We start from the raw sequence: 24,016 nt of genomic DNA, 5'->3' as shown, positions 1-24,016 counted from the left end.
TTCCTGTGAGTTGGATTTTATCGAATCGGAGTATAATTGGGAATGAATATCAAAATCAACCACTCTTTTAGGCGTGAAGGATTATTTTTTTCTTGGGAGGGATTTTGTGTCGTATCGCTTGAATATTGAGAATCTTAGAGAATTCATGAGTGAGACGAGTGATTCTTGTGAGCATTTGGTCTTTCCGCAAAAGAGGGGAATCTATAGAGCCCAAAAAGAGTGGATCGCATCAGGAATCACCCTGTTTAAATGCACTTTGAGAGCCGAAGATGAGGTGGTCATCGAGCAAAAGGAGAGCGCTTTTTTTGGTGGGGCGTTTATTCATGTGGTGCTGGAAGGCGGCGTGAGTTTTGAGACGAGCCAGCCCAAAGGCTCTTTTGAATACAGGCGCGGATACACCACGGCGATGGAGGCTTTGCATCCCAGCGGAATCACTAGAGTGGCGAGAGGGGTGAGCGTGCATAGCATTGGGATTCATATTCACGAGGATTTTTTACGATCTCGTGAAATCGAGTGGAAAAAGATCGCCAAAGAGCCTCGACTGCTCCCCTCTAATCCCAAAGTCGAATGGATCGCCAAAAGCCTCTATCAAGGGCGAGGAGGCGCCCAGAGCGATGCGGATAGACTGAGAGTGGAGAGCCAGATTTTGGAGATTCTTTCATGCGAGCTTCAAAGAGAGGAGACGAGAGGAGGGATGGAGCGAGTGAAGCTTTCGGGATATGATCTTGAGGCGCTTCATAAAGCGAGGGTTATTTTGGAGCAAAATCTCAAGAATCCCCCCTCTTTGATCGAGCTCTCCAGAGCGATTCATCTCAACGAATTCAAGCTCAAGTTTGGGTTTAAAAGGCTCTTTGGCGTGGCTCCTTATGAGATGCTTTTTCTCTTTAGAATGCAACGCGCCAGAGGTCTTTTAGAAGAGGGAATCTTTAGCGTGGGCGAAGTCGCCAAAGAGGTGGGATACGCCCAACAGTCGAGCTTTAGCGCCGCTTTCTTTAGGCATTTTGGGGTCTTGCCTAAAGAGGTGGCGAAATCATGGAAGGATTAGGAAAAGATCACGGGCAAGGATAGAGCGGGATGAGCTTCGGGTCAAAGCTCTCCTTGAGGTGCATTCAAAAAAAGGTCAAATGGTGACAACGCATGAAAATAGAAACCCAAAAGATCACTATAGCTAAAAATGTTACTTTTGAAGCAAACTTCCTAAAATGAAGCCTCCAAAATAGCTCTCGCCTCGCCCTCACTCACCACTTTGCAAAGCTCTTCAAAGCTCGCTTCTCTGATGGCCTCAAAACTTCCAAAAAAGTCCAAAAGCCGCTTGAGTTTGCCTTTTTTGATTCCCTTAATCTCCAGGAGATCGATTTGGCGATCTTTTTTGAGTTTTTGTTGGCGATGGTAGGTGATGGCGAATCGATGCACCTCATCTCGGATTTTTTGTAGCAGCTGGAGGCGTTTGTCGCTGGGAAGGAGGCGAATCTCCTCGGTGGGGGTGCGTAGAATATCTTTGGCAGCTCCTTTGGCGCGATGGGCTTTGGCGTCAATCTTCTCTTTGGCAATGGCGATGATTTCGACATTGGCTCCAAGGCTCTCAATGATCTCTTGCGCGAGTCGAATCTGACCCAATCCGCCATCAAGAAGCCACAAATCAGGAGGCGATTCTCGATCAAATGCTTCAGCGCGGCGCCCCAGCATCTCTCTCATTTGTGAATACTCATCCCTGCCTTCTAGGGCGTAGCGGCGATAGCTCTCTTTGCAAAACCCCTCCTCATAGACCACCATCGCGCCCACGCACGCCTCGCCTCTTAGGTGGGAGGTGTCAAAGGCTTCGATTCTTCTTGGGAGCGATTCGAGCCCCAAAAGTTCTTGAAGCGATTCTAAAAGGGGAATCTCCTCTTTTTCCCCCTCCAATCTCAAAAGCTCTTCGGCGTTTTTCAAAGCAAGGTCGATGAGAGCCTTTTTACTCCCTTGCTTGGGGTGATGAAGGGGGATTTTTCGTCCAAAAAGCCCCTCAAGATGAGCCTCAAGCTCTCTTTTGGATTCAAGCTCCAAAGGAAGAAGAATCTGCTTGGGGGGGAGGGGCATGAAAGAGTCGTAATAGTGAAGAATCGCACGCCTATAGGCCTCTTCTTCATCCAGCCCCTCTTGGGCTTTGAGCGGAGTGCTGGTGCTAGAGACCACCTTGCCTTCGCGCATGAAGAGTCTTGTAAGCATGGAGTGCTTGCCGCTAGTGGCAATGGCGAGAATATCGAGATCCTCTAATCTAGCGAGATCAATTCCAGAGAAGGCTTCGATTCTTTTGATCTTTTCGATTCGATCCCTCAGCTCTCCTGCCTCCTCAAAACGAAGATTCTCTGCCAGTTTTTCCATCCTCTCTTTGAGGCGGGAGATGAGCTTGGAGTGGTTTTGGAGAAGCCCTAGAGCCTCTTTGAAAATCTCCCCATAGCGCTCTTTGGAGATTTTGGATTCACAAGGAGCGAGACAGCGATGGATCTGATAGAAAAGGCACGCCTTTTGGGCTTTAAGACACCCTTTTTTTTGCACCAAAGGGAGCAACTCATAGAGGCTCTCTAGTAGCTCTCTAGCTCCTGTGGTGTAGGGACCAAAGTAGCGCACGCCTTTGTGGGGGAGAATCTTGCGCGTGATCTCTAGGCGAGGGAAGGATTCATTTTCGTCAAAATAGATATAGGGGTAGGTTTTGTCATCGCGCAGGAGGATGTTGTATTTGGGTTTGAGCTGCTTGATGAGGGAGTTTTCAAGGATGAGTGCATCGTGTTCGTTCTCCACTACGATGTAGCGGATGAAGGCGGCTTCGCTGATCATTTTGTGGATTCGAGGGGAGAGCTTGGGTGAGGGCGCAAGAGTCGGCGTGAATTGAAAATAGCTCTTCACGCGCTTTTTGAGGCTCTTGGCTTTACCCACATAAAGGAGCTTGGAGCGAGAATCGAAGTAGTGATAGACTCCACTTTGATCGGGGAGATTTTGAAGGGTCTCTAGGAGGGTTTCTGATTGCAATGGATAATCTCTCGTATCTCTTCGATTTTGTCGTGGATTTCGGGGGTGGTGGCCAAATTGGAGAAGGTGGCTTGAGAATTCTCTGTGTAGTGGTAGTCGCTAAGGCTATCCTTCTCCTCTGTGCCAAGGGCTTGATGGCTCACAAATGCCTTCACATCGTTGATGGAGCGAAGATCAGGGAGGAGTGCGGCTGCCTCTTTTAATAACGACTTTATCAAAGAGAGCTTATAATTAAACTCCTTTAAGTAACCGGGATGATTGAGGGCGAAAAAGAGCACACCGCCTCGCTCATACATGAAGAGAATCGACTGCCGAAGGCTGAAAGGCAAGAGGTTTTTGAAGCGATTCCATGTTGATTGCTTTTGGAGTTTCGTATATTGAGGAGCCTCTGACAGATGAGCCACGATTTCGTTCGCCTTTTTCATGCGGTGATTATAGCATACGCCCTTCTTGCCCTAAGTGGCTGCGGTTACAAAGATGACCCCTTTTATAAACCCCAAAACACCCAAAAGGTTTCCTCTTGATGGTTTATGATGTCATTATTATTGGGGCGGGGATCGCAGGGCTTTATGCGAGCCTCCAGCTCCCCAAGGATAAAAAAGTCCTCATTCTCTGTAAAGACCAACCTTGGGAATGCAACACCTTCTATGCCCAAGGAGGAATCGCCCTCGCCAAAGACCAAGAGGATGTGCCTCTTCATGTGAGTGACACGCTAGGTGCGGGCGTAGGACTTTGCGATGTTAAAGCAGTGGAGACCCTGAGCCAAAAAAGCCTAGGGGTGCTGGCTGATCTATTGCGTCGAGGAGTTCCTTTTGATCGGGACTTGGAGGGAAATCTCCTCTACACCCAAGAGGGCGCGCACTCCATCTCAAGGATCGTTCATGCAGGAGGCGATGGGACGGGGCGCGTGGTGCATAGCCATCTGATGGGATCCATTCATCACACGCTTTGGAAGAATGCCACCGTCACTAATTTGCTTTTGGATGACACGCGCTGCCATGGCGTGAGCGTCACCACCAAGCGAGGCAACTACAACCTCTACGCTAATGAAGTGATTATCGCTACAGGCGGTGTGGGAGCGCTTTTTGAATACCATACCAATGCTCACACCATCAGCAGTGACCTGCACGGGATGATTATTGAGCATGGCTTGAAGCTCCGCGACATGGAGATGTTACAGTTCCATCCAACCGTTTTTGTCAAGAGCAGTCATGCACGAAAGATTCTTCTCTCGGAAGCCCTTAGGGGGGAGGGGGCAAAGGTGGTCGATGAATCGGGTCGGCGATTTTTAGTCGATTACGATGCACGCGGTGAATTAGCCCCCAGAGATGTGATTTCTAGGGCGATTTTTGATTACAAAAAACGGACGCAAAGCGAGGTCTATCTCGACCTCGCCTCCTTTAAAGAGAACTTTTTTAGGGAGCGATTCCCCAATATTTATCGCAATCTCACCTCCTATGGCTTTAGAATCCCTGAGGATAAAATCCCCATCTCACCAGCGTTTCACTACTGCATGGGGGGAATTGAGACGGATGAGTTTGCGCGCGTTTTGGGAATGGAGAATCTCTACGCCGTCGGTGAGTGTGCAAGGACGGGAGTCCATGGAGCTAATCGCCTAGCGAGCAACTCACTTCTAGAGGGATTGGTCTTTTCTCAAATGGCGGCGGAGCATATCATGGGCAAAGAGACCCATTTCAAGCCTAGAGAGTTTCGCCTCACCGAGGAGAATCTAGAGCGCGAATATGACAATGAACTCAAAGGGGTGCTTCGCTCGCTCATGTGGAACAAAGTAGGAATCGCAAGAGAGAGAAGCGGGCTCAATGAAGCCCTAGGTGGAGTGGAAGTGATGCTTCGCACAGGGGTGGGGCGGATGTTGCGCCTGCGCCTATTGACAGCCCAAGAGATCATCAAAGGGGCATTGGCGCGCCAAGAATCCCTTGGCGCTCACTACATGATCGGTTAAATTCACGCATAGAGAGGAATGGATGAGTATTCAACTACACGATAAGGTTTCGCTACTGATTTTGGACTTTGGGAGCCAATACACTCAGCTCATCGCAAGGCGACTAAGGGAGTATGGAATCTACTGCGAAATCGTCCCCTACCACGAGAAGCTAGAGGCGATTAAAGCACGCGAACCCAAGGGAATCATCCTCAGCGGGGGACCAGCGAGCGTCTATGAAGAGGATGCTTTCTTGATTGATAAGGCGGTTTTTGAGCTTGGAATTCCTGTTCTTGGAATCTGCTATGGAATGCAGCTCATGACCCACTACTTTGGCGGTGTGGTGGCCAAGGCGGAGCATCATGAATATGGCAAGGCTGAGGTGATTTTTGATGCCCTTGAGGGGAGTGAGTCGAAGCTTTTTGAAGGGTGCCATAGCGGCAAAGTGGTCTGGATGAGCCATGGCGACAAGGTGGAGAAATTGCCTGAAGGATTCACAAGAATCGCCCACTCCACGAACTCTCCCTTTGCGGCGATTGCCCACCAAGAGAAGCCTTTTTATGCGGTGCAGTTTCACCCCGAGGTCGTCCACTCTGAAGAGGGAGCGCTCTATCTTAAAAATTTCGCTCTAGGAATCTGTGGCTGCGAAAATGATTGGAATATGCATAACTTCGCCGAGGAGCAGATCAAAAAGATTCAAGAGCGCGTCAAGTCGGGCAAAGTGCTCTGCGCCGTCTCGGGTGGGGTTGATTCAAGCGTAGTGGCTGCGCTTTTATATCGCGCGATTGGGGAGAAGCTGATTCCTGTTTTTGTCGATCATGGGCTTTTGAGGGCAGGTGAGCGCGAGGCGGTCGAGAAGATGTTCAAAGAGAATCTCCATGTTCCTCTGATCACGGTGGATGCAAGCGAGATTTTCCTTGGCAAGCTCAAAGGGGTGAGCGATCCAGAGACGAAGCGTAAAATCATCGGCGAGACCTTCATTGAGGTGTTTGATGTGGAGGCGAAAAAGCATGATGGCATCCAATATCTTGCTCAAGGCACGCTCTATCCTGATGTGATCGAATCGGTCTCCGTCAAGGGCCCCAGCAAGACGATTAAGTCCCACCACAATGTTGGCGGACTGCCTGATTGGATGACCTTTGAGCTGATTGAGCCCCTAAGAGAGCTCTTCAAGGATGAGGTGAGGGCGCTTGGAGCGGAGCTTGGGATGCCAAGAGAGATGCTCATGCGCCATCCTTTCCCCGGACCGGGGTTAGCTATCCGTATCATGGGCGAGGTCAACTTTGAAGATTTGGAGCTTTTGAGAAAAGCAGATGTGATCATGCTTGATGAGCTCAAAAAGAGTGGCTTTTATGACAAAACTTGGCAGGCGTTCACCGTGCTTCTGAATGTGCGAAGCGTAGGCGTGATGGGCGATAACCGCACCTATGACAACACGGTCTGCGTTCGCGTGGTCGAGGCGATTGATGGGATGACTGCGACTTTTGCGCATCTGCCCCATGAGCTTTTAGAGAGAATGTCCACACGAATCATCAACGAAGTGGATGGAATCAACCGCGTGGTCTATGATATCAGCTCCAAGCCGCCTGCCACGATTGAGTGGGAGTGATGCCAAAGATCTATTTCATCGGCTCCAAGCCCTGTGAGGGCTTGGAGAGTCTCATCGTCTCTTCCATTATTCATCTCTCACCCCCCCTCTCCCTAGAGGGGATTGACGCTCTCATCCTCACCTCCAAAAACGCTCTCATTGCCCTTGATCAGATCACGCCTGAGTGGAAGAAAATCCCTGCATGGGTGATTGGTGAGGCTTGTGAGGGCGAAGTGAAGAAACAAGGGGGAATCGTCGCCTTTGTCTCTAGCGATGGACATGGCAAGGGATTCTTTGAGGAGATTAAAGAGCCACTTAGAGGGAAGAGAGTCTTTTACGCAAGAGCCAAACATATTCTCTCTGGAGTGGGTGAAAAACTCCAAAAAGAGGGAATAGAGGTGCAGGAGGCGATTCTTTATGAGAATCGTCCGATTCTTCTTGAAGCCTCCCTAAAGCCTCCTAAGGGCTCGATTCTTATCTTTACAGCCCCTTCGGCTTATGACCATTTCTTGATGAGTTTTGATTGGGAGGAGAGCTATGAGGCCATAGCCATTGGGAAAACCACGCTTGCGGCGTTTAAAGAGGGGGTGAGGGCGCATCTAGCCCCAAGGGTGAGCCTTGAGGCGTGCGTCCAAAAAGCCAAAGAGTTAGCCAATCGCGCCTAGGGCTAGCTCGTAATTGGGCTCTTCGGTGATCTCAGGAACCAACTCTTTGTAGATGATTTTCCCTGCTGGATCGACCACAAAAACCGCTCTAGCCGTCACGCCCGCCAAGGGACCATCGGCTAGCAGCATACCATAGCTTTGGGCAAAGCTTTTGCTTCTAAAGTCACTCAAGACGGTGAGATTTTCGATTCCCTCAGTGGCGCAGAATCGCCCTTGGGCAAAAGGCAAATCCATGGAGACGACAAAGACCTCAACCTCTGGCAAAGCGGCGGCTTTCTCATTGAATTTTCTTGTCTGGGTCGCACATACGCCCGTGTCAAGCGAAGGAACGACATTGATGATCTGATATTTCCCGCTCGCTCCCCCTACGCTCTTCTCGCTCAAATCTTTAGCTACGAGTGCGATCTTTGGGGCTAGATCGCCGAGGTTTAGCTCGGTGCCCCCAAGTTGGACGGGATGGCCTTTTAGCTTGGTGTTTGCCATGAAAACTCCTTGGAGTGGTTTTTGAAAAACGCCACTATTGTAGAAGAGTTTGGCTTTAACAAAGGCTTGGGGTGCGAGGGCGCACGGTGAGCTCTAGGGGGGAAGTGAAGGCTCCTAGGGCGTAGGATTCAAGGGCGGCGCGTCCAATCATCGCGGCATTATCGGAGCAGTAGGCCAAAGGGGCGAGAAGGAGTTTTTTGCCAAAATGCTCACCAAGCCGTTCCATCTCCTCTCGGAGAGCCAGATTCGCGCTCGCTCCCCCCACGATAGCCAAATAAGGGGCATTGGAGGTGGCGAGATAGAGGCGGCATTTTTGGATTAGATGGGCGATTGCAGTGGCTTGAAAAGAGGCGCATATATCGCGTTTTTCTTGTTCATTTGGAGGATTTTGCAGGGATTGTATGACTAGACGCACAGCGTTTTTGAGTCCAGAGAAGCTAAAGGCGACCTCTTTTTTACCCGCAAGAGGAAGGGGCAAAGGGAATCGCGAAGCGTCCCCCTCTTTGGCGTAAGATTCCACGATCGGGCCTCCGGGATAGCCTAGAGAGAGCATTTTGGCGACTTTATCAAAACTTTCGCCAAAGCTATCATCCATACTCTGCCCGATGATCTCAATCTCGCCAAAAGAGCGTGCATGAAGCACCATGGTGTGTCCCCCTGAGACGAGCAGCACATCCAAAGGGAATCGTGATTCTTGCTCTAAAAAGAGCGAGTAGAGGTGGCCTTTGAGGTGGTTGACTGCGATAAGGGGGAGATGGAGGGCAAGCGCAAGGGCTTTGGCCATCATCACGCCCTCTAAAAGAGTGACGCTAAGACCCGGCTCATTGGTCACGGCGATAGCCTTGAGGCGAGGGAAGAAGGGGGCGCACTCCTCTAATATTTTAGGGAGCGCCACGGCATGAAGGCGGCTCGCAAGTTCTGGAACCACCCCGCCATGAGGACTATGAGCGGAATCTTGAGAGATTTTCTTGTGAAATAGAATCGCCCTATCCTCTAGGCGTGTGATCGCGATAGAGCTATCATCGCAACTGCTTTCAATGCTTAAAATCAATCAAATCTCCCTTGTTTAGGCCTCCACGCTTAAGGCATTGCCCCCTTTTTCGGCGATGGCCTTATCGATCTTCTCTAGGGCTTTGGCGAGCGTCTGCTGACTGATATCAGGGAGCTTGTCACCCCAGAGTTTTTCGGCTTGCTCATAACCTCTCACGATTCCTTCGCGCCCTTTTTGGAGGAGGTCTAAATCGCCTCCTGAGCCTTGGATGACAAATTGAGCGAGTCGCTCAGAGGTATTTTCGACTCCAAAGTAGCCCTCCTCGGAGATGAGCTCTTTGGCCTCTTGTTGGCTTAGCTCATTGATGGGCTTGCCTGTATAGCCGATGAAGTCGTAGTCGATTCCACTCAAAATATTATTGAGCTTGAAAGGATTCTCCATCGCACTTTGAGAGGAGAGGTTGTCCTGCGAGAGGCTAGTGATGTTGAGCTGGAATTGTAGCGTATATTCCATCATCATGGTGTTGGCGTTGAGCTTTTGGGCCTCTTCTTTGATCGATTCTTTGCCCTCTTGGGTGTAGGGGTTGCTTGATGTTTTGAGGGAGGTTTGGGAAGTGTAGGGGGCTTTGATTTCCATGGCGCTTCTCCTTAAGCTTTGTGGTGGATGGTCAAAATCATTTTTCACTATAATATCGGCAAAAAGTCAATAAAGGAAAAGCGATGAGACGAATGCCAGCGGAGTGGGAGCGACAGAGTGCGGTGCTGATGGCGATGCCACACGAAGAGAGCGATTGGTATCCCTACCTAGAGGAGGCGCGAGAGAATTTCATCCAAATCATTGAGGAGATCACAAAGCGTGAGCGATGTCTTCTGCTGGTGGACGACTGGAAGCTCTATGAGGAGCGCCTAGGTCACCTCTCTAATCTCATCCCGCTGGAGTTGCTCACCAATGACACTTGGGCACGCGACTTTGGACCCATTGGAATCGAGGAGAATGGAAAGAAGCGACTGCTCGATTTTGGATTTAATGGATGGGGGCTGAAATTTGCCTCTTTTTTGGATAATCAAGCGAATCGAGCTCTCGCTAGAAAGGGAATCTACCAAGTGCCCCTAGAGACAAAGAATCTCATTTTAGAGGGGGGAAGCATCGAGAGCAATGGCGCGGGTCTCATTCTCACCAACACGCAGTGCCTCCTTGAGGCCAATCGTAACCCCGAATATTCCAAAGAGAAGATCGAATCCATCCTCACCCAAGAATTAGGGGCGAAGAAGGTGCTTTGGTGTCACCATGGCTATCTAGCAGGCGATGACACCGATTCGCATATCGACACATTGGCGCGCTTTGTCGGGGAGAATCGCATCGTCTATCTCAAGTGTGAAGATGAGAGCGATGAGCACTACAAGGAGTTAAAGCAGATGGAGGAGGAGCTAAAGGAGCTAAGAGGAGTTGATGGTGAGCCATTAGAGCTCATCCCTCTGCCTTTCACCAAGGCGATCTATTATGATGGGGAGCGCTTGCCCGCTAGCTATGCCAACTTCCTCTTTGTCAATGGAGCGGTGCTGTTGCCTATCTATGGAGATGAGAAAGACCAAGAGGCGATTAGGACGATGAAGCGCGCTTGTCCTAATCATGAGATTGTGCCCATAGACTGTCGTGTGCTTATTCGCCAGCACGGAAGCCTCCACTGCGTGAGTATGCAGCTGGTCGAGGGGATGGTGTGAGCATGAAAAAGCTATTTTTGGCATCATCTTTTCAAGACGTTGCAAAGATTTTTGAAGACTTCGAATCCAATTTGTTGGGCAAAAGGGTAACTTTTATTCCTACGGCGAGCCTTGTTGAGAAAGTCGTATTTTATGTAGAAGCGGGAAAAAAGGCTCTTGAAAAGATGGGGCTTTTGGTTGATGTGCTTGAAGTGTCTATGGCACACGAAAAGGAAATTAAAAGCAAAATAGAGAGCAATGATTTTATCTATATAACTGGAGGGAATACCTTTTTTCTTTTGCAAGAGCTACAGCGAACAGGGGCCGATAAGATTATTGCAAAAGAGGTCAATGCGGGCAAGTTGTATATTGGCGAATCGGCTGGAGCTATGGTGGTATCAAAAAACATAGAATATGCGAAAAAGATGGATAGCGTGAAAAAAGCTCCTGATTTAAAGGGGTTTGATGCTTTGGATTTGGTTGAATTTTACCCAGTTCCTCATTTTGGGACCGCCCCCTTTAAAAAAGTTACTCAATCCATGGTGGATGCCTATTCGGGCACGCTCAATTTGCTTCCCATCAATAATCAACAAGCAATTTCTGTTTGCGGTAGTGAGGTAAAAATTTTACAAAACTAGTCATCAAGTCAAAGCACACTCGCGGGATTCTTGGAAACCCAACCAAAGAGCCTTTTTGTCGAAGTTGATTTTTATATTTTCAGAGCACAATGCCAACTAAGCCAATTTTCGCTATCGTCTAGGGAAAAATCAATCCAAGGAGGAAGAAGATGGCATCAGAAAAAGAGCCCAACCTAAGGGAAATCAGCGACTACGAGCGCGATCTTTCGCCCAAAAAGAGGCGCCAAATCTTCTTTTGGATGGCCTTGGGCGTGGGCTTGTCGCTCCTTATCGTGGGAATCGTGAAGATAGTCATGTAGCTTGGGGTGGATTTGGGGTGGGGTGGTGTATGATTTCGCCCTTTAAATCCCTATCTCAAGGAATCGCATGAAACTTTCCGAAATCCAATCTGCTCAAATCATCACCCATCTACTCGGCACTCGCGGTGCCCTCAAAAGCGAAGAAGAACTTGCTCTCTGCCTCAAAAGACACCTCACTAAAAAAGAGCTCAAAGCCCTTAATCTGCTTGTTTCTGGTGCTATCATGGAGGAGATTCTAACGGCTATGAATCTAGATGAAGCGCGTTATAAAGCCCTCGTGGAATCGGCAAGCAAAAAGATAAAAAATCAAAATCTTCACAAAGAATTTTATGTTTTGTAGAGTAATAAAGATAGGAGTTTTGGCGAGAGAAAGTGGTCGGAGTGACAGGATTCGAACCTGCGACCTCACCCACCCCAAGGGTGTGCGCTAATCCAGGCTGCGCTACACTCCGACGCTTTGTGAGAGTTACTTGGGGAGCGGAATTATAGCCATGCAATTTTAAAAAATAGTTGAAACGAAAAAATGCGCCTTGGAATGTTAATTGCTTTTACTACGATAAATCAAACGACACCGATGGAAAAGGACGCCTAACATGTCGAAAGCTATCAAGATTCTCCTCCCGCTTCTTTTGTTCTCTCTCTCGCTTCAGGCGGAGCGTATCAAGGATATTGCCAATATCGTGGGCGTGCGAGATAACCAACTCATCGGCTATGGTCTCGTGGTGGGGCTCAATGGCACGGGTGATAAGACCACCTCAAAATTCACTATGCAATCCATCGCCAACATGCTAGAGAGCGTGAATGTCAAAATTGATGCGGATGATATTAAGTCCAAGAATGTCGCTGCGGTGATGGTCACAGCCAAGCTCCCTCCCTTTTCTCGTCAAGGCGACAAGGTCGATGTGCTCGTCTCTTCAATCGGTGATGCCAAATCGCTTGAGGGCGGGACGCTTATCCTCACGCCTCTCACAGGGGTGGATGGGCGAATCTACGCCACCTCTCAGGGCGCGATTAGCATTGGAGGCAAAAATGAGAGAGGGGGCGGCGTGAATCACCCCCTCGCGGGGATGCTCTATGGCGGAGCAATCATTGAGCGCGAGATTCCTCTGGACCTCTACTCCAAGACAGGCGCAACTTTGAGCCTCAAAAGCTCTAATTTTCAAAATGCGGCAAGAGTCCAAGAGAGCCTCAATCAAAATTTTGGCACTCAAGTGGCTATCGCTATCGACCCCCGCACGATCAAGCTCCAGCGTCCTGAGAGCATGAGTATGGTGGAGTTTTTAGCGCGAGTGGAAGAGGTGGAGATCGACTACAATCGAGAGAATAAAATCGTTATCGATGAGCGCACGGGCACAGTCGTGGCGGGAGTGGGAGTGAAGGTCGGGCCCGTGGTGGTGACCCATGGGGAGATCACGATTAAGATCACGCCCGAGATGAGTGCGGACAATGGGGCTATGGATATGGGCGAGGGAATCAAGCTCAGTCTCAACACCAACACGCTTAGCACCAGCGGACAAACTCCTACCGTCTCAAGCGTGGCTAGGGCTTTACAGCGCATGGGCGCTACCCCCAAAGATGTCATCTCGATTCTAGAGGCAATCAAGCGTTCAGGTGCGATTAGCGCTGACTTAGAGATTTTGTAAAAGGAGTCAAGATGTTATCCTCTATCGATTCTTCAAGCGCCCTCTATGGAGCACAGAAAGTCCCTACTATCGAAAATGCCAAGAGCGACGATGAGAAATTAAAAGAACAGACGGATGCCTTTGAGGCGATCATGGTCAAGGTTTTGCTCGATACAGCGCTCAAATTTGACAATCCACTCTACCCCAAAGAGGCGGGGCACGAAATCTACGAATCGATGTATAAAGAGCAGCTCAGCCAAAGTCTCTCTGGCGGATTTGGCTATAGCGATCTACTTTTTAACTATCTCAAAGAGCAGCAAAACCTTACGCGATGATCACACAAGAGCTCCTTGATTCTCTTAGCAGCAGCGACAAGCAAGCCCTTATGGAGGGACTAAAGGAGCTAATCGATCAATCCTATAAAGTGGAAAAAGAGTTTGTTGAGCTCAAAGGACTTTTTGAAGGAGTCTTGGAGTTGCTTCCCAATGCGCTTTGGGTGTTGGATGAAGAGGGGGGATTGGTCTATCAAAACAGCGAATCGCTCAAAATCAAGAATCTCTTAGAGTTTATTTTGGAGCGACAAAGCGGCGGCGAGATGGAACTGGAGGGAAATCATTATCTTGTGCAGATCAATCAAAAAATGGGCAAGAAAATCATCTCTGCCACCGACATCACCGATGAGAAGCGCAAAGAACGCCTCATCTCTATGGGGCAGGTGGCGGCGCATTTGGCGCATGAGATTCGAAATCCCATCGGCTCGGTGACACTTCTTAGCTCCACGCTTCTAAAGCGCGTCGATACTGCCACTAAGCCCATCGTCTTAGAGATAAAAAAGGCAACATGGCGCGTGGAACGCATTATCAAAGCGACATTGTTATTCTCGCGCGGACTCCAACTGAGCAAGGCCTCTTTCGCGCTAGAGCGCCTCAAAGAGGAGATCGAGCTCTCCATGAGCTACTACCCCTATAGTAAAAATATTGATTTTTCTTTTGAGATTCCGCCAGAGGCGATGATGGAGGCGGATTTTGATCTCATAGGAATTGTGCTTCAAAACTTCGTCTTTAACGCCATTGATGCGATCGAAGAGGTGGAAGAGGGCGAAGAGGGGAGAATCGAGCTTCTCTACCGAGAAGAGGAAGAGTTTGGAATCTTTGAGATCTATGACGATGGCAAACCTATCGAGAATAAAAATATCCTTTTTGAGCCTTTCAAAACCACAAAGATCAAAGGTAATGGCTTAGGGCTTGCGCTCTCTTTGCGAATCATCGAGGCGCACGAGGGAAGTGTGAGACTCATAGAGGGAGAAAAAAAGGGATTTGAAATTAGAATAAGAAAATAATTCCTAAATGATGATTATTTCTTTTTAAGAATTATTTCTTTATAATCTCTTCAAGCGAAAGCTGATATGATTAAAAAACCTGATAAAAGGATCAACGATGAAAGATGTAATCGCACTACTTAAATCTCTTCAGGCGGACAGCACAGTTCTTTTCATGAAGTTGCATAACTTCCACTGGAATGTCAAAGGCATGGATTTCCATCCTGTGCATGGGGCAACAGAAGAGATGTATGATCAGTTCGCCGATTTGCTTGATGATCTAGCTGAGCGCGTATTGCAGCTCGGAGATAAGCCTTTTGTTACGCTCAAGGCGGTTTTGGCTAACGCTAGAATCAAAGAAGAGGAAGCCACTTCTTTCACCTCCAAAGTGATTGTTGAGGCGGTCTTGAAAGATTATGAGTTTCTTGCGGGTGAGTTCAAAAAACTCTCCAAGCTAGCGGATGAGGCGGGAGATAAAGTCACAGCCGCTTTGGCGGATGATAAAGTCGCCGCGTTTGAAAAGAGCATCTGGATGCTCAAAGCTCAACTTGGATAGTTATCCCTCGAACAAGGAGCGTCAGAGATGGCGCTCCACTCCTACCGTAACCCTCTCTTCTCTTTCGTGTGCTATAATCCACACCCTCTCTGTATGTGAAAAATCACCCTATTTAGGAAAAACCGACTTATGTCACTCTTGATGCTCTATTTGACGATTTCCGTCTCTCTCTCCTTTGTTTGTTCTGTTTTGGAAGCAGTCATTCTCTCGGTCACCCCCTCTTTTGTTGAGACCTTTTCGAGGCAAAATCAAGCCGCGGGCAAGATTCTCAAATACCTCAAGGAGAATATCGACGCCTCGGTAGGCTCGATTCTTGTACTCAATACATTTGCGCACACCATGGGCGCAGCGGGTGTGGGGGCTGAGGCAGAGAAGATTTTTGGGGCGCAGTGGCAGACGCTCATTGCGGTGGGATTGACACTAATCATCCTCTACCTATCAGAGATTCTTCCTAAAACCATCGGAGCGGTTTACTGGAGGAGGCTTTTGGTGCCTTCGGTCTATACCATCTACTTTTTCACCAAAGTGACTGTGCCTTTTTTGTTCATCTCCAAGGGAATCACCAAGATTTTCAAAAAACAGCCCCCCCATGCCATGAGTCGTGAGGAGATCATCGTGATGGCGGAGATGGGAGAGCGGAGTGGAACCCTCCAAAGTCAAGAAAGCGATCTGATTGAGAATCTTTTGGAGCTCAAAAATTATCGTGCACGCGATATTCTCACGCCAAGAAGCGTGGTTTTTGCGCTAGATGCAGAGATCAAGGTCAAGGATGCGATTGAGCAAGATGGCCTCTATATGCACTCTAGGATTCCTATTTATGAGGGGAGTTTGGATAATGTCATTGGGATGGTGATGAGTCAAACCATCTTAGAGGAGAGTATCGAAGGGCATCATGAGATGAGCGTGCGAGAGCTGATGAAGCCGATGTTTGCCGTCTCAGAGAATCTCCCTGTTTTGCGCCTCATTGATGTTTTTGTCAAGCGCAAAGAACACCTCTTTTTAGTGAGGGATGGCTATGGACAGACCGCGGGTGTGGTGAGCCTAGAAGATGCCATCGAGACTCTTTTGGGTGTAGAGATTCTAGATGAGATGGATGAGGTGGCGGATATGCAGCAGTTTGCTAAAGAGCGAGCGCGAATCCAGAAAAACCACGCCGATAAACAGAGTAAAATATCAAGAGAAGATGAGAAAAAGCGAGACGAAGATGAGAAAGATCAAAAGACTGAATAGCTCCTTGGCGGAGTTTCGGCGAGAGTTTGATGAGCTCCTTTTGAGGGGCAATGTAGACATGGATACAGTGATTCCTGTGGTTTCGGGATTGATTAAAGAGATACGCACGCAAGGAGATGCGGCTTTGCTAGCCCATGTGGCGAAGTTTGACCGATGGAATCCTAAAAGTGCTATGGAACTTAAAATCGATCCAAGCCTCATGAAGAGGGCTTACGAGGGGCTTGAAGCCTCTTTGAGGGAGGCATTGCACTCTGCGTATAATCGTATCCACTCTTTTCACTCCAAGCAAAAACCTCAATCTTGGCTTGATTTTGAGGAGAATGGAACGATTCTAGGTCAAAAGGTGACTCCGATGGATCGTGCGGGGCTCTACATCCCCGGAGGAAAAGCCGCCTATCCAAGCTCGCTTTTAATGAATGCGATTCCTGCAATTGTGGCGGGAGTCAAGGAGATCGTTGTCTGCACGCCCACGCCAGAGAATGAGCCCAATGAGCTTCTTTTAGCGGCTTGTCACCTTTGTGGAATCAAAGAGGTCTATAAAGTGGGTGGAGCGAGCGCGATTGCGGCGATGGCCTATGGGACGGAGAGCCTAGGACGCGTCGATGTGATCACGGGGCCGGGTAATATCTATGTTGCCACTGCCAAGAAGCTCGTTTTTGGGCAGGTCAATATTGACATGGTCGCAGGGCCCAGCGAGATTGGAATCTTGGCTGATGAGAGCGCCAAAGCTCCTTGGGTCGCCCTAGATCTGCTCTCTCAGGCTGAGCATGATGAGATGGCAAGCTCTATTTTGGTGACGCCAAGTGTTGAGCTCGCCGATGCGGTAGATGTTGAGGTGGAGCGTGCCTTGGAGCGGCTGGATCGCAAGGAGATATCTTCCAAGTCGATCTACACACGCGGAGCGATCATTATCGCCAAAGACATGAATGAGGCGGTGAGTCTCATGAATGAGATTGCCCCTGAGCACTTAGAGGTTTTGGTGGAGAATCCCTTTGGATGGCTACCTGAGATTCGTCACGCGGGGGCTATCTTCTTGGGTGAGAACACGCCTGAGCCCATCGGAGACTATATCGCTGGCCCTAATCACACGCTCCCCACGGGCGGAACGGCGCGATTTTATTCCCCTCTCTCTACGGAGCACTTTATGAAGAAGAGCTCGATTCTCTCCTTTTCTGAGCGAGGAATCAGAGAATTAGGACACCACTGTGCCAAATTGGCTCAGACTGAGGGGCTGGACGCTCACAAAGAATCAGTTCTAGCGCGCCTTGTTTAGGGGCTTTGAGCCATTTAAGCCAGCCATAAAAGAGGCTAGGGCAAGATGGAGCTTTCAAGAAACCAACATTAGGAGTAAAAATTATGTTTACTTTAAGAAAACTACCTTTTGAAGCTCAGCAAGTGGCCTCTTTCATCTCTCAAGAGACCTTGGATTATCACCATGGCAAGCATCATGCCGCCTATGTCAATAATCTCAATAATCTCACTAAAGAGGGTGAATTCTCCGCCTCTTCGCTTTGGGATATCATCCAAAAATCCCAAGGAGGAATCTTTAACAATGCCGCTCAGGTGTTCAATCATGATTTCTATTGGGACTGTATTGCCACCGCCCCCCAAGAGATTCCTGAGAAGTTGAAGCTGGCGCTTAAAGCAGGCTTTGGAAGCGTTGAGGCCTTCAAAGAGGCTTATCTCAAAGCCGCTACGACTCTTTTTGGTTCGGGCTGGGCTTGGTTGGTGCTCGATTTAGAGGGTAAACTAGAGATTGTTCAGACTCAAAATGCTGCCACCCCCCTCACTTCAGGTAAAATCCCTCTTTTGGTTTGCGATGTATGGGAGCATGCCTATTATGTTGATTTCCGTAACGCACGACCTGGTTATTTGGATAAGTTTTGGGAGAGCATTAATTGGGATTTTGTCACCAAAAATTACGAGCTAGGTCTCCATGAAGGGATCGAATCAACTAAGCGCTATGTCGCCGCGCTCCATGCCTAAGGATAATCTTTGGATTTGACGCATGAGATTTTTGAGGGGACTCCAGAGGAGCGGTGGCTGGAGATTCTCTTTCATGCCAATCGCACCTTAGCTCAAAATGAGCTTCTCTTCCTTTTAGAGCGACTCTCCCTTTTGGAGCACTCACTTGATTCTCTTGACCCTTCGTGGGAAGAGAGGCTCAAGGCGCAGGAAAATTTGAGCGAGGTCAAGAAAAAAATGGGTAGCCTTGCGATAGAATCGATGGGTCGCATCCTCTCGCAAAACGAGTAACGATGAAAAAACCCCTCATCGGTGGGCTTTTTTGGCTTTTTTTGGCGATCTTTTCATTCGCGGCAGAGTGGAAATACCAAGGAGAGCTAGAGCTCGCCAAAGATGAGGTTTATAAAATATCCCTCAAGCAAAAAGAGCAGTTCAAGGATCTCTTTTTTCGTTGGACGCTCTTTAAAAATGAGGGCTTGGTCGTGCACCTTAAATATGATGGATTTGTCCATCAATTTGTGCTCTATCGAGATTATCAGCGTTCAGGGTTTAAGATTCCGCTCTTCTCTCCTGAGCCCAAAGCAATGGGAGAGCCCTATTTTTGGCTGGTTTTTAAGGATTACAGACGAGATGTCAAACGCGCTAGATTGAAGTTCTATATCCATGATGGCGGCAAAGATTTCTCCATGATTTCTCAAGAAAAGGTCGGTAGTGTCGGTTTTAGAGCGTATTGAAGCAAGGGTTAAAGAGTGGCTTTTAGAGGTCGGCAGCAAGGAAGCTCTGCAGATGTCTCAAAGCCTCAGTTCAGGGAAAATGCTACGAAGCAAACTGATTTTAGCAATCGCGGGAGAGAGCGAAGAGAGCCTCTCTCTTTGCGCCGCCGTGGAGCTCATCCAAAGCGCCTCGCTGCTTCATGATGATGTGATTGATGATGCCTTCACAAGGCGTGGTAAACCCTCCATCAACGCCGCCTTTGGCAACAAAAATGCCATCATGTTGGGAGATATCTTCTATTCCAAAGCCTTTTTTGAGCTCACACGATTCTCTCCTTTGATCGCTCGCACCGTCTCACACGCGGTTGTGCGCCTTTCTCTCGGGGAGCTTGCGGATGTGACTTTGGCACAAACCTTCAATCTAGAGGAACACCTCTATATGCAGATGATCGAGGATAAGACCGCCTCCCTTATCGAAGCCGCCGCCCAAGCCGCTGCACTCTTGGTCTCCAGAGATAGCGAAGCCTTTCGAATCTATGGCAAAAATCTCGGCTTAGCTTTTCAAATTATCGATGATCTGCTTGATATTACCCAAGATTCGACCACGCTTGGCAAGCCTGCCCTCAACGACTTTTGCGAGGGAAAATCGACCCTTCCTTATATCTACCTTCATCGTGCGCTCGATTCTGCGGATAAAGCACGCCTTGAGGCATCCTTTGCTAGAACTTTGGCCCCAGAAGAGGCCGCATGGATCAAAGAGAAGATGCACGAGCATGGAGCGATCGCCCAAAGTTATGCGCTGGCTCGTTCTCTAGGCTTAGAGGCAATTGAGCAGATTCGCTCCCAAAAGTGTGAAAAGCTGGAAGTGATCATGCGCGAAATGATTGAAAGAGAGTTTTAAGATGCACTATCTCATTGTCAGCTATTCTCACAAAAACACCGACATTGCCACAAGAGAGAGGTTGGCGTTTGATAATGGCGTAAGGAGCGAGAGCTTTTTGCGAGAGCTGGTGGCCAATAAGTTTATCAATGAGGGAATCTTGCTCTCCACCTGTAATCGGGTCGAGTTTATTTTGAGCGTCAAAGAGGCTCACAAAGCGGGAGATTTTCTCATGGAGAAACTCTCGGAGTACTCCAAGATTCCCAAGGAGGAGCTGAGCGAGCGCGCTGATGTTTACGAGGACACGGGAGCTATCCATCATCTTTTTTGTGTTTGTAGCAGCTTGGATAGTCTTGTGGTGGGAGAGACGCAGATCGCGGGTCAGCTCAAAAGCGCTTTTAAATTTGCCTATGATGGTGGATTTTGCTCTCAAAAGCTCTCTAGAGCCATGCATTTCGCCTTCAAGTGCGCCGCGAGTGTGCGAAATTGCACCGAGATTTCCAAAAATCCCGTCTCTGTCGCTTCGGCCTCTGTCTCCAAGGCTAAAGATATTCTGGGCGATTTGGGGGGAGACACAGCGATTGTGGTGGGACTTGGTGAGATGAGCCAGCTCACCATCAAGCATCTCACGGCGCTTGGATGCAATGTGATTTTAGTCAATCGAGACAAAGCTAAAGCCGAGGCCTTTGCTAAGGAGTTTGGAGGGATGGTGAGCGTGGAGGGATTCCCTAGATTGGGCGAGCTTCTCAACCATCACAAAATGCTCTTTAGCGCCACGGGTGCCCCTCATACGGTCATCAGCAAGGATATGGTTGAGCCAAAGAGTTTTAGACGCTACTGGTTTGATCTTGCCGTGCCAAGAGACATTGAGGCATTTGAGAGCGAGACCATCCGAATCTTTGCCGTGGATGACCTCCAAGAGATTGTGAATAAAAACCTCTCTCTTCGCGAAGAGCAGGCCAAGCGAGCCTATGGAATCATCGGGCGATTCACACAAGAATTTTATAAGTGGCTCCAGTCGCTCTCTGTCGATCCTATCATCAAAGCGATGCGAGAACAGGCCAAAGAGGCGGCACTCAAGGAGATCACCAAGGCCATCTCTAAAGGATACCTCCCTAAAGAGTGCGAAAAGAGTGTCGAAAAAATCATCCACAACTCCTTCAATACCTTTTTGCACCACCCCACCATCAAGCTCAAAGAGATATCTGAAGAGCCGCAGTCTGATACGGTCGTGGAAGCGGTGAAGCTCCTTTTTGGAATCCAAGAGGATGGCTTGATGCTGGATCGTTATAAATGCGAATATGATACGACTTCAAAAGAGAGAGAGGAATAGAAAAACCATGAGATTTTCGGCATTTTTTGCCCCCACGCTAAAAGAGGCGCCTAAAGACGCCACGCTTAAAAGCCATGAATATCTAATTCGCGGGGGGTATATCCAGCAGGTGGGAAGCGGAATCTATAACTTCCTGCCCCTAGGCAAGCGCGTGATGGATAAAATCCGCCAAGTGGTCAAAGAGGAGATGGACCAAGCAGGGGCGCAAGAGGTGATGCTAGGATTCGTCACACCCGCCGAGCTTTGGCGTAACAGTGGCCGCTTTGAGAAGTATGGCAAAGAGCTTTTGCGCTTCAAAGACCGCAAGGAGAATGATTTTGTCCTAGGCCCTACGCATGAAGAGATGGTGGTGGAGCTAGCCAAAGGCTATGTCAAAAGCTACAAACAGCTCCCTTTGCACCTCTATCAGATTCATCTCAAGTTTCGCGACGAGATTCGCCCTCGTTTTGGGCTCATGCGAGGACGCGAATTTGTGATGAAAGATGGATACAGCTTCCATGCCAACGAGGCTGATCTCATCCGAGAGTTTGAGCTCATGGAGGCAACCTACAAGAGAATCTTCACGCGTCTTGGGTTGGATTTTCGCGTGGTTGAAGCCGATAGTGGCGCCATTGGAGGGAGTGGAAGCAAGGAGTTCATGGTGCTAGCTCAAAGCGGTGAGGATACCATTGCGGTGTGCGATTCTTGTGAATATGCCGCCAATATCGAGGCCGCCAAACGAAGAGCCAAAAAAGTCGATTCTCCTGCGCCTATCGCCTCATTTTCCAAATTCAAAACCCCCGAAGTCAAGAGTATTGAAGCCTTGGCGGAGTTTTTCAAAGTGGATCCCTTCTACACGCTTAAGGTAGTGGTCAAAAAAGCCTTTTTTGATGGAGGCAAAAGCGAGCTTGCCTTCTTCTTTTTGCGAGGGTGCGATTCTCTTCAAGAGACCAAGGCGTGTAACGCCATTGGCGCCAATGAGCTTTTGGATGTGAGTGAAGAGGAGCTCATCAAAGCGGGGCTTGAGCCGGGATTCATTGGGCCTTATGCTCTAAAGAATCTCACAGGTGCCAACCATATCCTCTTTGATTTAGAGCTCAAGGATGCCCAAGGATTGATCGCAGGCGCCAATGAGCGCGATCATCACTTTGTCGGGGTCAATCTAGGCGAGTTTGAGGGACTCATTTACAAAGATCTAGCCGAAGTAGGAGAGGGGGATGGATGCCCTCTTTGCGAGGGGCGCCTGACCTATAAAAAAGGAATCGAGGTGGGGCATATCTTCCAGTTGGGCACTCGCTACTCTGAGCCCCTAGGGGCAAATTTCCTCAATCCAGAGGGGAAAAGTCAGCCTTTGGTGATGGGATGTTATGGGATTGGGGTCTCTAGACTTTTAGCGGCGGTGATTGAGCAGCATCATGATGAAAAGGGATGCATTTGGACGAAATCAACCGCCCCTTTTAATCTAGTGATTGTGGTCTCTAATGTCAAAGATCCCTCCCAAAAAGCCTATGCCGAGAATCTCTACAATGCCTTGCAAAAAGAGGGAATCGAAGTGCTTTTGGATGATCGTGATGAGCGCTATGGCTCCAAGATGGCCGATTTTGAGCTGCTTGGAATTCCTTACGCCGTGATTGTAGGCAAGGGGCTTATAGAGGGGCAGGTAGAGCTGGTGAATCGAGCCAATCTCCAAAAAGGAATCGTCTTGGCGGATGATATCCTTGGGCGAATCTTGGAGCTCTGATGCCTTGGTGGATTCTCCTTGGTTATCTCTTTTTGGAGGTGCTAGTCACCCTAGAGCTAGGAGAAGCCATTGGAGGCGTGGGGCTCTTTGCGGAGATTATTCTAAGCGGTCTGGTGGGCGGCGTGATATTGGTGAATTTTCGCTACTCTTTAGAGGAGACCTTCTTAGCGCTTCGAGCGGGAAAACTCTCCGAGGGAGAGTTTATTGGCGCCAATCTTTTGCGAATCGTAGGGGCGATTCTCTTGATGTTGCCAGGGGTTTTGAGTGATCTTTTGGGGGTGATGTTGCAGTTTGGGGTGCTTGGAGGGATGGCATTCCGACTCCTCTATCCCCATCGCCCCTCCCCTAAAGAGTATCCAAGGGATGAGAGAATCATCGATGTGGAAGTGATTGAGATAGACCAAAAGAAGGACACAAAAGATTGAATAAAATCATCATTGGAACCCGAGGAAGCGTCTTGGCGCTTTGGCAGGCGGAGTATGTAAAAGCGGAGCTAGAGAGGGCTCATGAGGGGCTTAGCGTGGAGCTAAAAATCGTCAAAACCAAGGGCGATAAAATCCTAGATGTGCCTTTAGCTAAGGTCGGTGGCAAAGGGCTTTTCACCAAAGAGCTGGAGGAGATGATGCTTCAAGGCGAAATTGACCTTGCCGTGCACTCTCTTAAGGATGTTCCCGTGGAGCTTATCGAAGGCCTCACTCTCTCAGCGATCACGGAGCGAGAGGATGTGAGAGACTGCTTTTTAAGCGATAAATACGCTTCGCTAGAGACACTTCCTTTGGGAGCCAAGGTGGGCACCACTTCTCTTAGGCGCTCTATGCAGATCAAGTCGATGCGAAGTGACCTGGACACCGAGAGCTTGAGGGGAAATGTTCAGACGCGAATCAAGCGCCTCAAAGAGGGAGATTTTGATGCCATTATCCTTGCTACGGCGGGAGTGAATCGGCTCGATCTTTGGAAAGAGGTCAATTATGTGATTCCTATTGACACGGAGATGATGATTCCCGCGATGGGGCAGGCGGCTTTGGGAATTGAGTGCAAAGAGGGGAGTGAGGCCTTTAGGCTCACGCAGATTCTCGAGGATAAGAAAGCAAGAATCGAAACCACGGCCGAGAGAGAGTTTGTGCGTGTGCTAGAGGGGGGTTGTCAAGTGCCAATCGGGGCGAATGCCTATTTGGAAGGAGAGACCCTTCATCTAAAAGTAGCGGTGGGGCTCCCTGATGGGAGTGAGATCCTCATGGATCGTCTAAGTGCCCCCAAGGGTGAGGCAGTGCGCCTAGGGAGAGAGCTTGCCGCGCGCCTTATAGCTAAGGGAGCGCGTGAATTGTTGAGACGCGCCGAGGAGATGGCCTTTCAATAAAGCGCCTTTT

At 49.0% G+C, this 24,016-nt stretch carries 28 protein-coding genes and 1 tRNA gene; 23 read left to right on the top strand and 6 right to left on the bottom strand.

Translation table 11 applies throughout. The features are described 5' to 3' along the window. The first annotated feature begins 106 nt into the window (after positions 1-106). Entirely contained in the window at positions 107-1,045 is a 939-nt protein-coding gene (locus WS_RS10705) for a helix-turn-helix transcriptional regulator (RefSeq protein ID WP_011139427.1), read from the top strand. 152 nt (positions 1,046-1,197) lie between these two features. Here WS_RS10705 and uvrC read toward each other — a convergent pair whose 3' ends face one another. Continuing rightward, entirely contained in the window at positions 1,198-3,006 is a 1,809-nt protein-coding gene (uvrC, locus tag WS_RS07580; RefSeq protein ID WP_011139426.1) for an excinuclease ABC subunit UvrC, read from the bottom strand. Further along, positions 2,985-3,410 (bottom strand): hypothetical protein, encoded by a 426-nt coding sequence (locus WS_RS07575; RefSeq protein WP_011139425.1) that lies wholly within the window; start codon positions 3,408-3,410, stop codon positions 2,985-2,987. Before WS_RS07575 ends, uvrC begins: the two co-directional genes overlap by 22 nt. On the opposite strand from WS_RS07575, the gene WS_RS11245 reads away from it, so the two are divergent. Genes WS_RS11245 through WS_RS07560 form a run of 4 tightly spaced genes read left to right on the top strand, consistent with a single transcriptional unit; the run spans position 3,402 to position 7,201 of the window. Continuing rightward, a complete protein-coding gene (locus WS_RS11245) occupies positions 3,402-3,530 on the top strand; it encodes a hypothetical protein (RefSeq protein ID WP_269470910.1) in 129 nt (42 codons plus the stop codon). The two genes, WS_RS07575 and WS_RS11245, sit on opposite strands and share 9 nt — an antisense overlap. Further along, on the top strand, positions 3,530-4,969 hold the full coding sequence (gene nadB / locus WS_RS07570; protein ID WP_011139424.1) for an L-aspartate oxidase: 1,440 nt from the start codon (positions 3,530-3,532) through the stop codon (positions 4,967-4,969). The genes WS_RS11245 and nadB overlap by 1 nt, the downstream gene beginning before the upstream one ends. A 22-nt stretch (positions 4,970-4,991) precedes the next feature. Continuing rightward, the gene (gene guaA / locus WS_RS07565) at positions 4,992-6,557 is read left to right on the top strand and encodes a glutamine-hydrolyzing GMP synthase (protein WP_011139423.1); all 1,566 of its coding nucleotides are present in this window, start codon (positions 4,992-4,994) and stop codon (positions 6,555-6,557) included. Beyond that, entirely contained in the window at positions 6,557-7,201 is a 645-nt protein-coding gene (locus WS_RS07560) for a uroporphyrinogen-III synthase (protein ID WP_011139422.1), read from the top strand. Before guaA ends, WS_RS07560 begins: the two co-directional genes overlap by 1 nt. Here WS_RS07560 and tpx read toward each other — a convergent pair. From tpx to WS_RS07545, 3 genes are read right to left on the bottom strand one after another with little or no spacing between them, the layout of a single operon-like run. Continuing rightward, a complete protein-coding gene (gene tpx, locus WS_RS07555; protein ID WP_011139421.1) occupies positions 7,184-7,684 on the bottom strand; it encodes a thiol peroxidase in 501 nt (166 codons plus the stop codon). The genes WS_RS07560 and tpx overlap by 18 nt on opposite strands. Before the next feature lie 55 nt (positions 7,685-7,739). Beyond that, positions 7,740-8,735, bottom strand: coding sequence for a tRNA (adenosine(37)-N6)-threonylcarbamoyltransferase complex transferase subunit TsaD (gene tsaD / locus WS_RS07550; protein WP_011139420.1), 996 nt, complete (start codon positions 8,733-8,735; stop codon positions 7,740-7,742). A gap of 15 nt (positions 8,736-8,750) precedes the next feature. Next, a complete protein-coding gene (locus WS_RS07545; protein WP_011139419.1) occupies positions 8,751-9,311 on the bottom strand; it encodes a hypothetical protein in 561 nt (186 codons plus the stop codon). A gap of 83 nt (positions 9,312-9,394) precedes the next feature. On the opposite strand from WS_RS07545, the gene WS_RS07540 reads away from it, so the two are divergent. From WS_RS07540 to WS_RS07530, 4 genes are all read left to right on the top strand, one after another. Continuing rightward, a complete protein-coding gene (locus tag WS_RS07540) occupies positions 9,395-10,396 on the top strand; it encodes an agmatine deiminase family protein (RefSeq protein ID WP_011139418.1) in 1,002 nt (333 codons plus the stop codon). A gap of 2 nt (positions 10,397-10,398) precedes the next feature. Then, positions 10,399-11,013 (top strand): peptidase E, encoded by a 615-nt coding sequence (locus WS_RS07535; RefSeq protein ID WP_011139417.1) that lies wholly within the window; start codon positions 10,399-10,401, stop codon positions 11,011-11,013. Positions 11,014-11,162: 149 nt separating this feature from the next. Then, positions 11,163-11,312 (top strand): hypothetical protein, encoded by a 150-nt coding sequence (locus WS_RS10990; RefSeq protein ID WP_158305209.1) that lies wholly within the window; start codon positions 11,163-11,165, stop codon positions 11,310-11,312. A gap of 67 nt (positions 11,313-11,379) precedes the next feature. After that, positions 11,380-11,652, top strand: coding sequence for a hypothetical protein (locus WS_RS07530; protein WP_011139416.1), 273 nt, complete (start codon positions 11,380-11,382; stop codon positions 11,650-11,652). Positions 11,653-11,685: 33 nt separating this feature from the next. On the opposite strand, the gene WS_RS07525 is transcribed toward WS_RS07530, so the two are convergent. Further along, positions 11,686-11,764 (bottom strand) — tRNA-Pro (locus WS_RS07525). A 141-nt stretch (positions 11,765-11,905) separates the two neighbouring features. On the opposite strand from WS_RS07525, the gene WS_RS07520 reads away from it, so the two are divergent. From WS_RS07520 to hemC, 14 genes are all read left to right on the top strand, one after another. Then, positions 11,906-12,955 (top strand): flagellar basal body P-ring protein FlgI, encoded by a 1,050-nt coding sequence (locus tag WS_RS07520; protein ID WP_011139415.1) that lies wholly within the window; start codon positions 11,906-11,908, stop codon positions 12,953-12,955. 11 nt (positions 12,956-12,966) lie between these two features. Beyond that, a complete protein-coding gene (locus WS_RS07515) occupies positions 12,967-13,269 on the top strand; it encodes a hypothetical protein (RefSeq protein ID WP_011139414.1) in 303 nt (100 codons plus the stop codon). Then, positions 13,266-14,273, top strand: coding sequence for a sensor histidine kinase (locus WS_RS07510; RefSeq protein ID WP_011139413.1), 1,008 nt, complete (start codon positions 13,266-13,268; stop codon positions 14,271-14,273). Before WS_RS07515 ends, WS_RS07510 begins: the two co-directional genes overlap by 4 nt. Positions 14,274-14,370: 97 nt before the next feature. Next, the gene (locus WS_RS07505) at positions 14,371-14,808 is read left to right on the top strand and encodes a Dps family protein (RefSeq protein ID WP_011139412.1); all 438 of its coding nucleotides are present in this window, start codon (positions 14,371-14,373) and stop codon (positions 14,806-14,808) included. 129 nt (positions 14,809-14,937) lie between these two features. Further along, complete coding sequence (locus tag WS_RS07500) at positions 14,938-16,038, top strand: CNNM domain-containing protein (RefSeq protein ID WP_011139411.1); 1,101 nt, start codon at positions 14,938-14,940, stop codon at positions 16,036-16,038. Continuing rightward, positions 16,013-17,311: a histidinol dehydrogenase gene (gene hisD, locus WS_RS07495; RefSeq protein ID WP_011139410.1), complete on the top strand. Its 1,299-nt coding sequence runs from the start codon at positions 16,013-16,015 to the stop codon at positions 17,309-17,311. Before WS_RS07500 ends, hisD begins: the two co-directional genes overlap by 26 nt. Before the next feature lie 83 nt (positions 17,312-17,394). Beyond that, complete coding sequence (locus tag WS_RS07490) at positions 17,395-18,024, top strand: superoxide dismutase (RefSeq protein WP_011139409.1); 630 nt, start codon at positions 17,395-17,397, stop codon at positions 18,022-18,024. Between the two features lie 9 nt (positions 18,025-18,033). After that, positions 18,034-18,294: a DUF2018 family protein gene (locus WS_RS07485; protein ID WP_011139408.1), complete on the top strand. Its 261-nt coding sequence runs from the start codon at positions 18,034-18,036 to the stop codon at positions 18,292-18,294. Positions 18,295-18,296: 2 nt separating this feature from the next. Beyond that, positions 18,297-18,737, top strand: coding sequence for a hypothetical protein (locus WS_RS07480; RefSeq protein ID WP_011139407.1), 441 nt, complete (start codon positions 18,297-18,299; stop codon positions 18,735-18,737). Continuing rightward, entirely contained in the window at positions 18,715-19,617 is a 903-nt protein-coding gene (locus WS_RS07475; RefSeq protein WP_011139406.1) for a polyprenyl synthetase family protein, read from the top strand. Before WS_RS07480 ends, WS_RS07475 begins: the two co-directional genes overlap by 23 nt. 1 nt (position 19,618) lies before the next feature. Then, a complete protein-coding gene (gene hemA, locus WS_RS07470; RefSeq protein ID WP_011139405.1) occupies positions 19,619-20,929 on the top strand; it encodes a glutamyl-tRNA reductase in 1,311 nt (436 codons plus the stop codon). 7 nt (positions 20,930-20,936) lie between these two features. Then, positions 20,937-22,649: a proline--tRNA ligase gene (locus WS_RS07465; protein WP_011139404.1), complete on the top strand. Its 1,713-nt coding sequence runs from the start codon at positions 20,937-20,939 to the stop codon at positions 22,647-22,649. Next, positions 22,649-23,074, top strand: a complete 426-nt coding sequence (locus WS_RS07460; protein WP_011139403.1) for an FxsA family protein — start codon at positions 22,649-22,651, stop codon at positions 23,072-23,074. The genes WS_RS07465 and WS_RS07460 overlap by 1 nt, the downstream gene beginning before the upstream one ends. Further along, positions 23,071-24,006, top strand: coding sequence for a hydroxymethylbilane synthase (gene hemC / locus WS_RS07455; RefSeq protein WP_011139402.1), 936 nt, complete (start codon positions 23,071-23,073; stop codon positions 24,004-24,006). The genes WS_RS07460 and hemC overlap by 4 nt, the downstream gene beginning before the upstream one ends. The last annotated feature ends 10 nt before the right edge of the window (positions 24,007-24,016 follow it).

This window comes from Wolinella succinogenes DSM 1740 (assembly GCF_000196135.1).
Classification (GTDB): domain Bacteria; phylum Campylobacterota; class Campylobacteria; order Campylobacterales; family Helicobacteraceae; genus Wolinella; species Wolinella succinogenes.
Note: the sequence above shows the minus strand (reverse complement) of the source record. Positions and strands in the feature narration are given on the sequence as shown.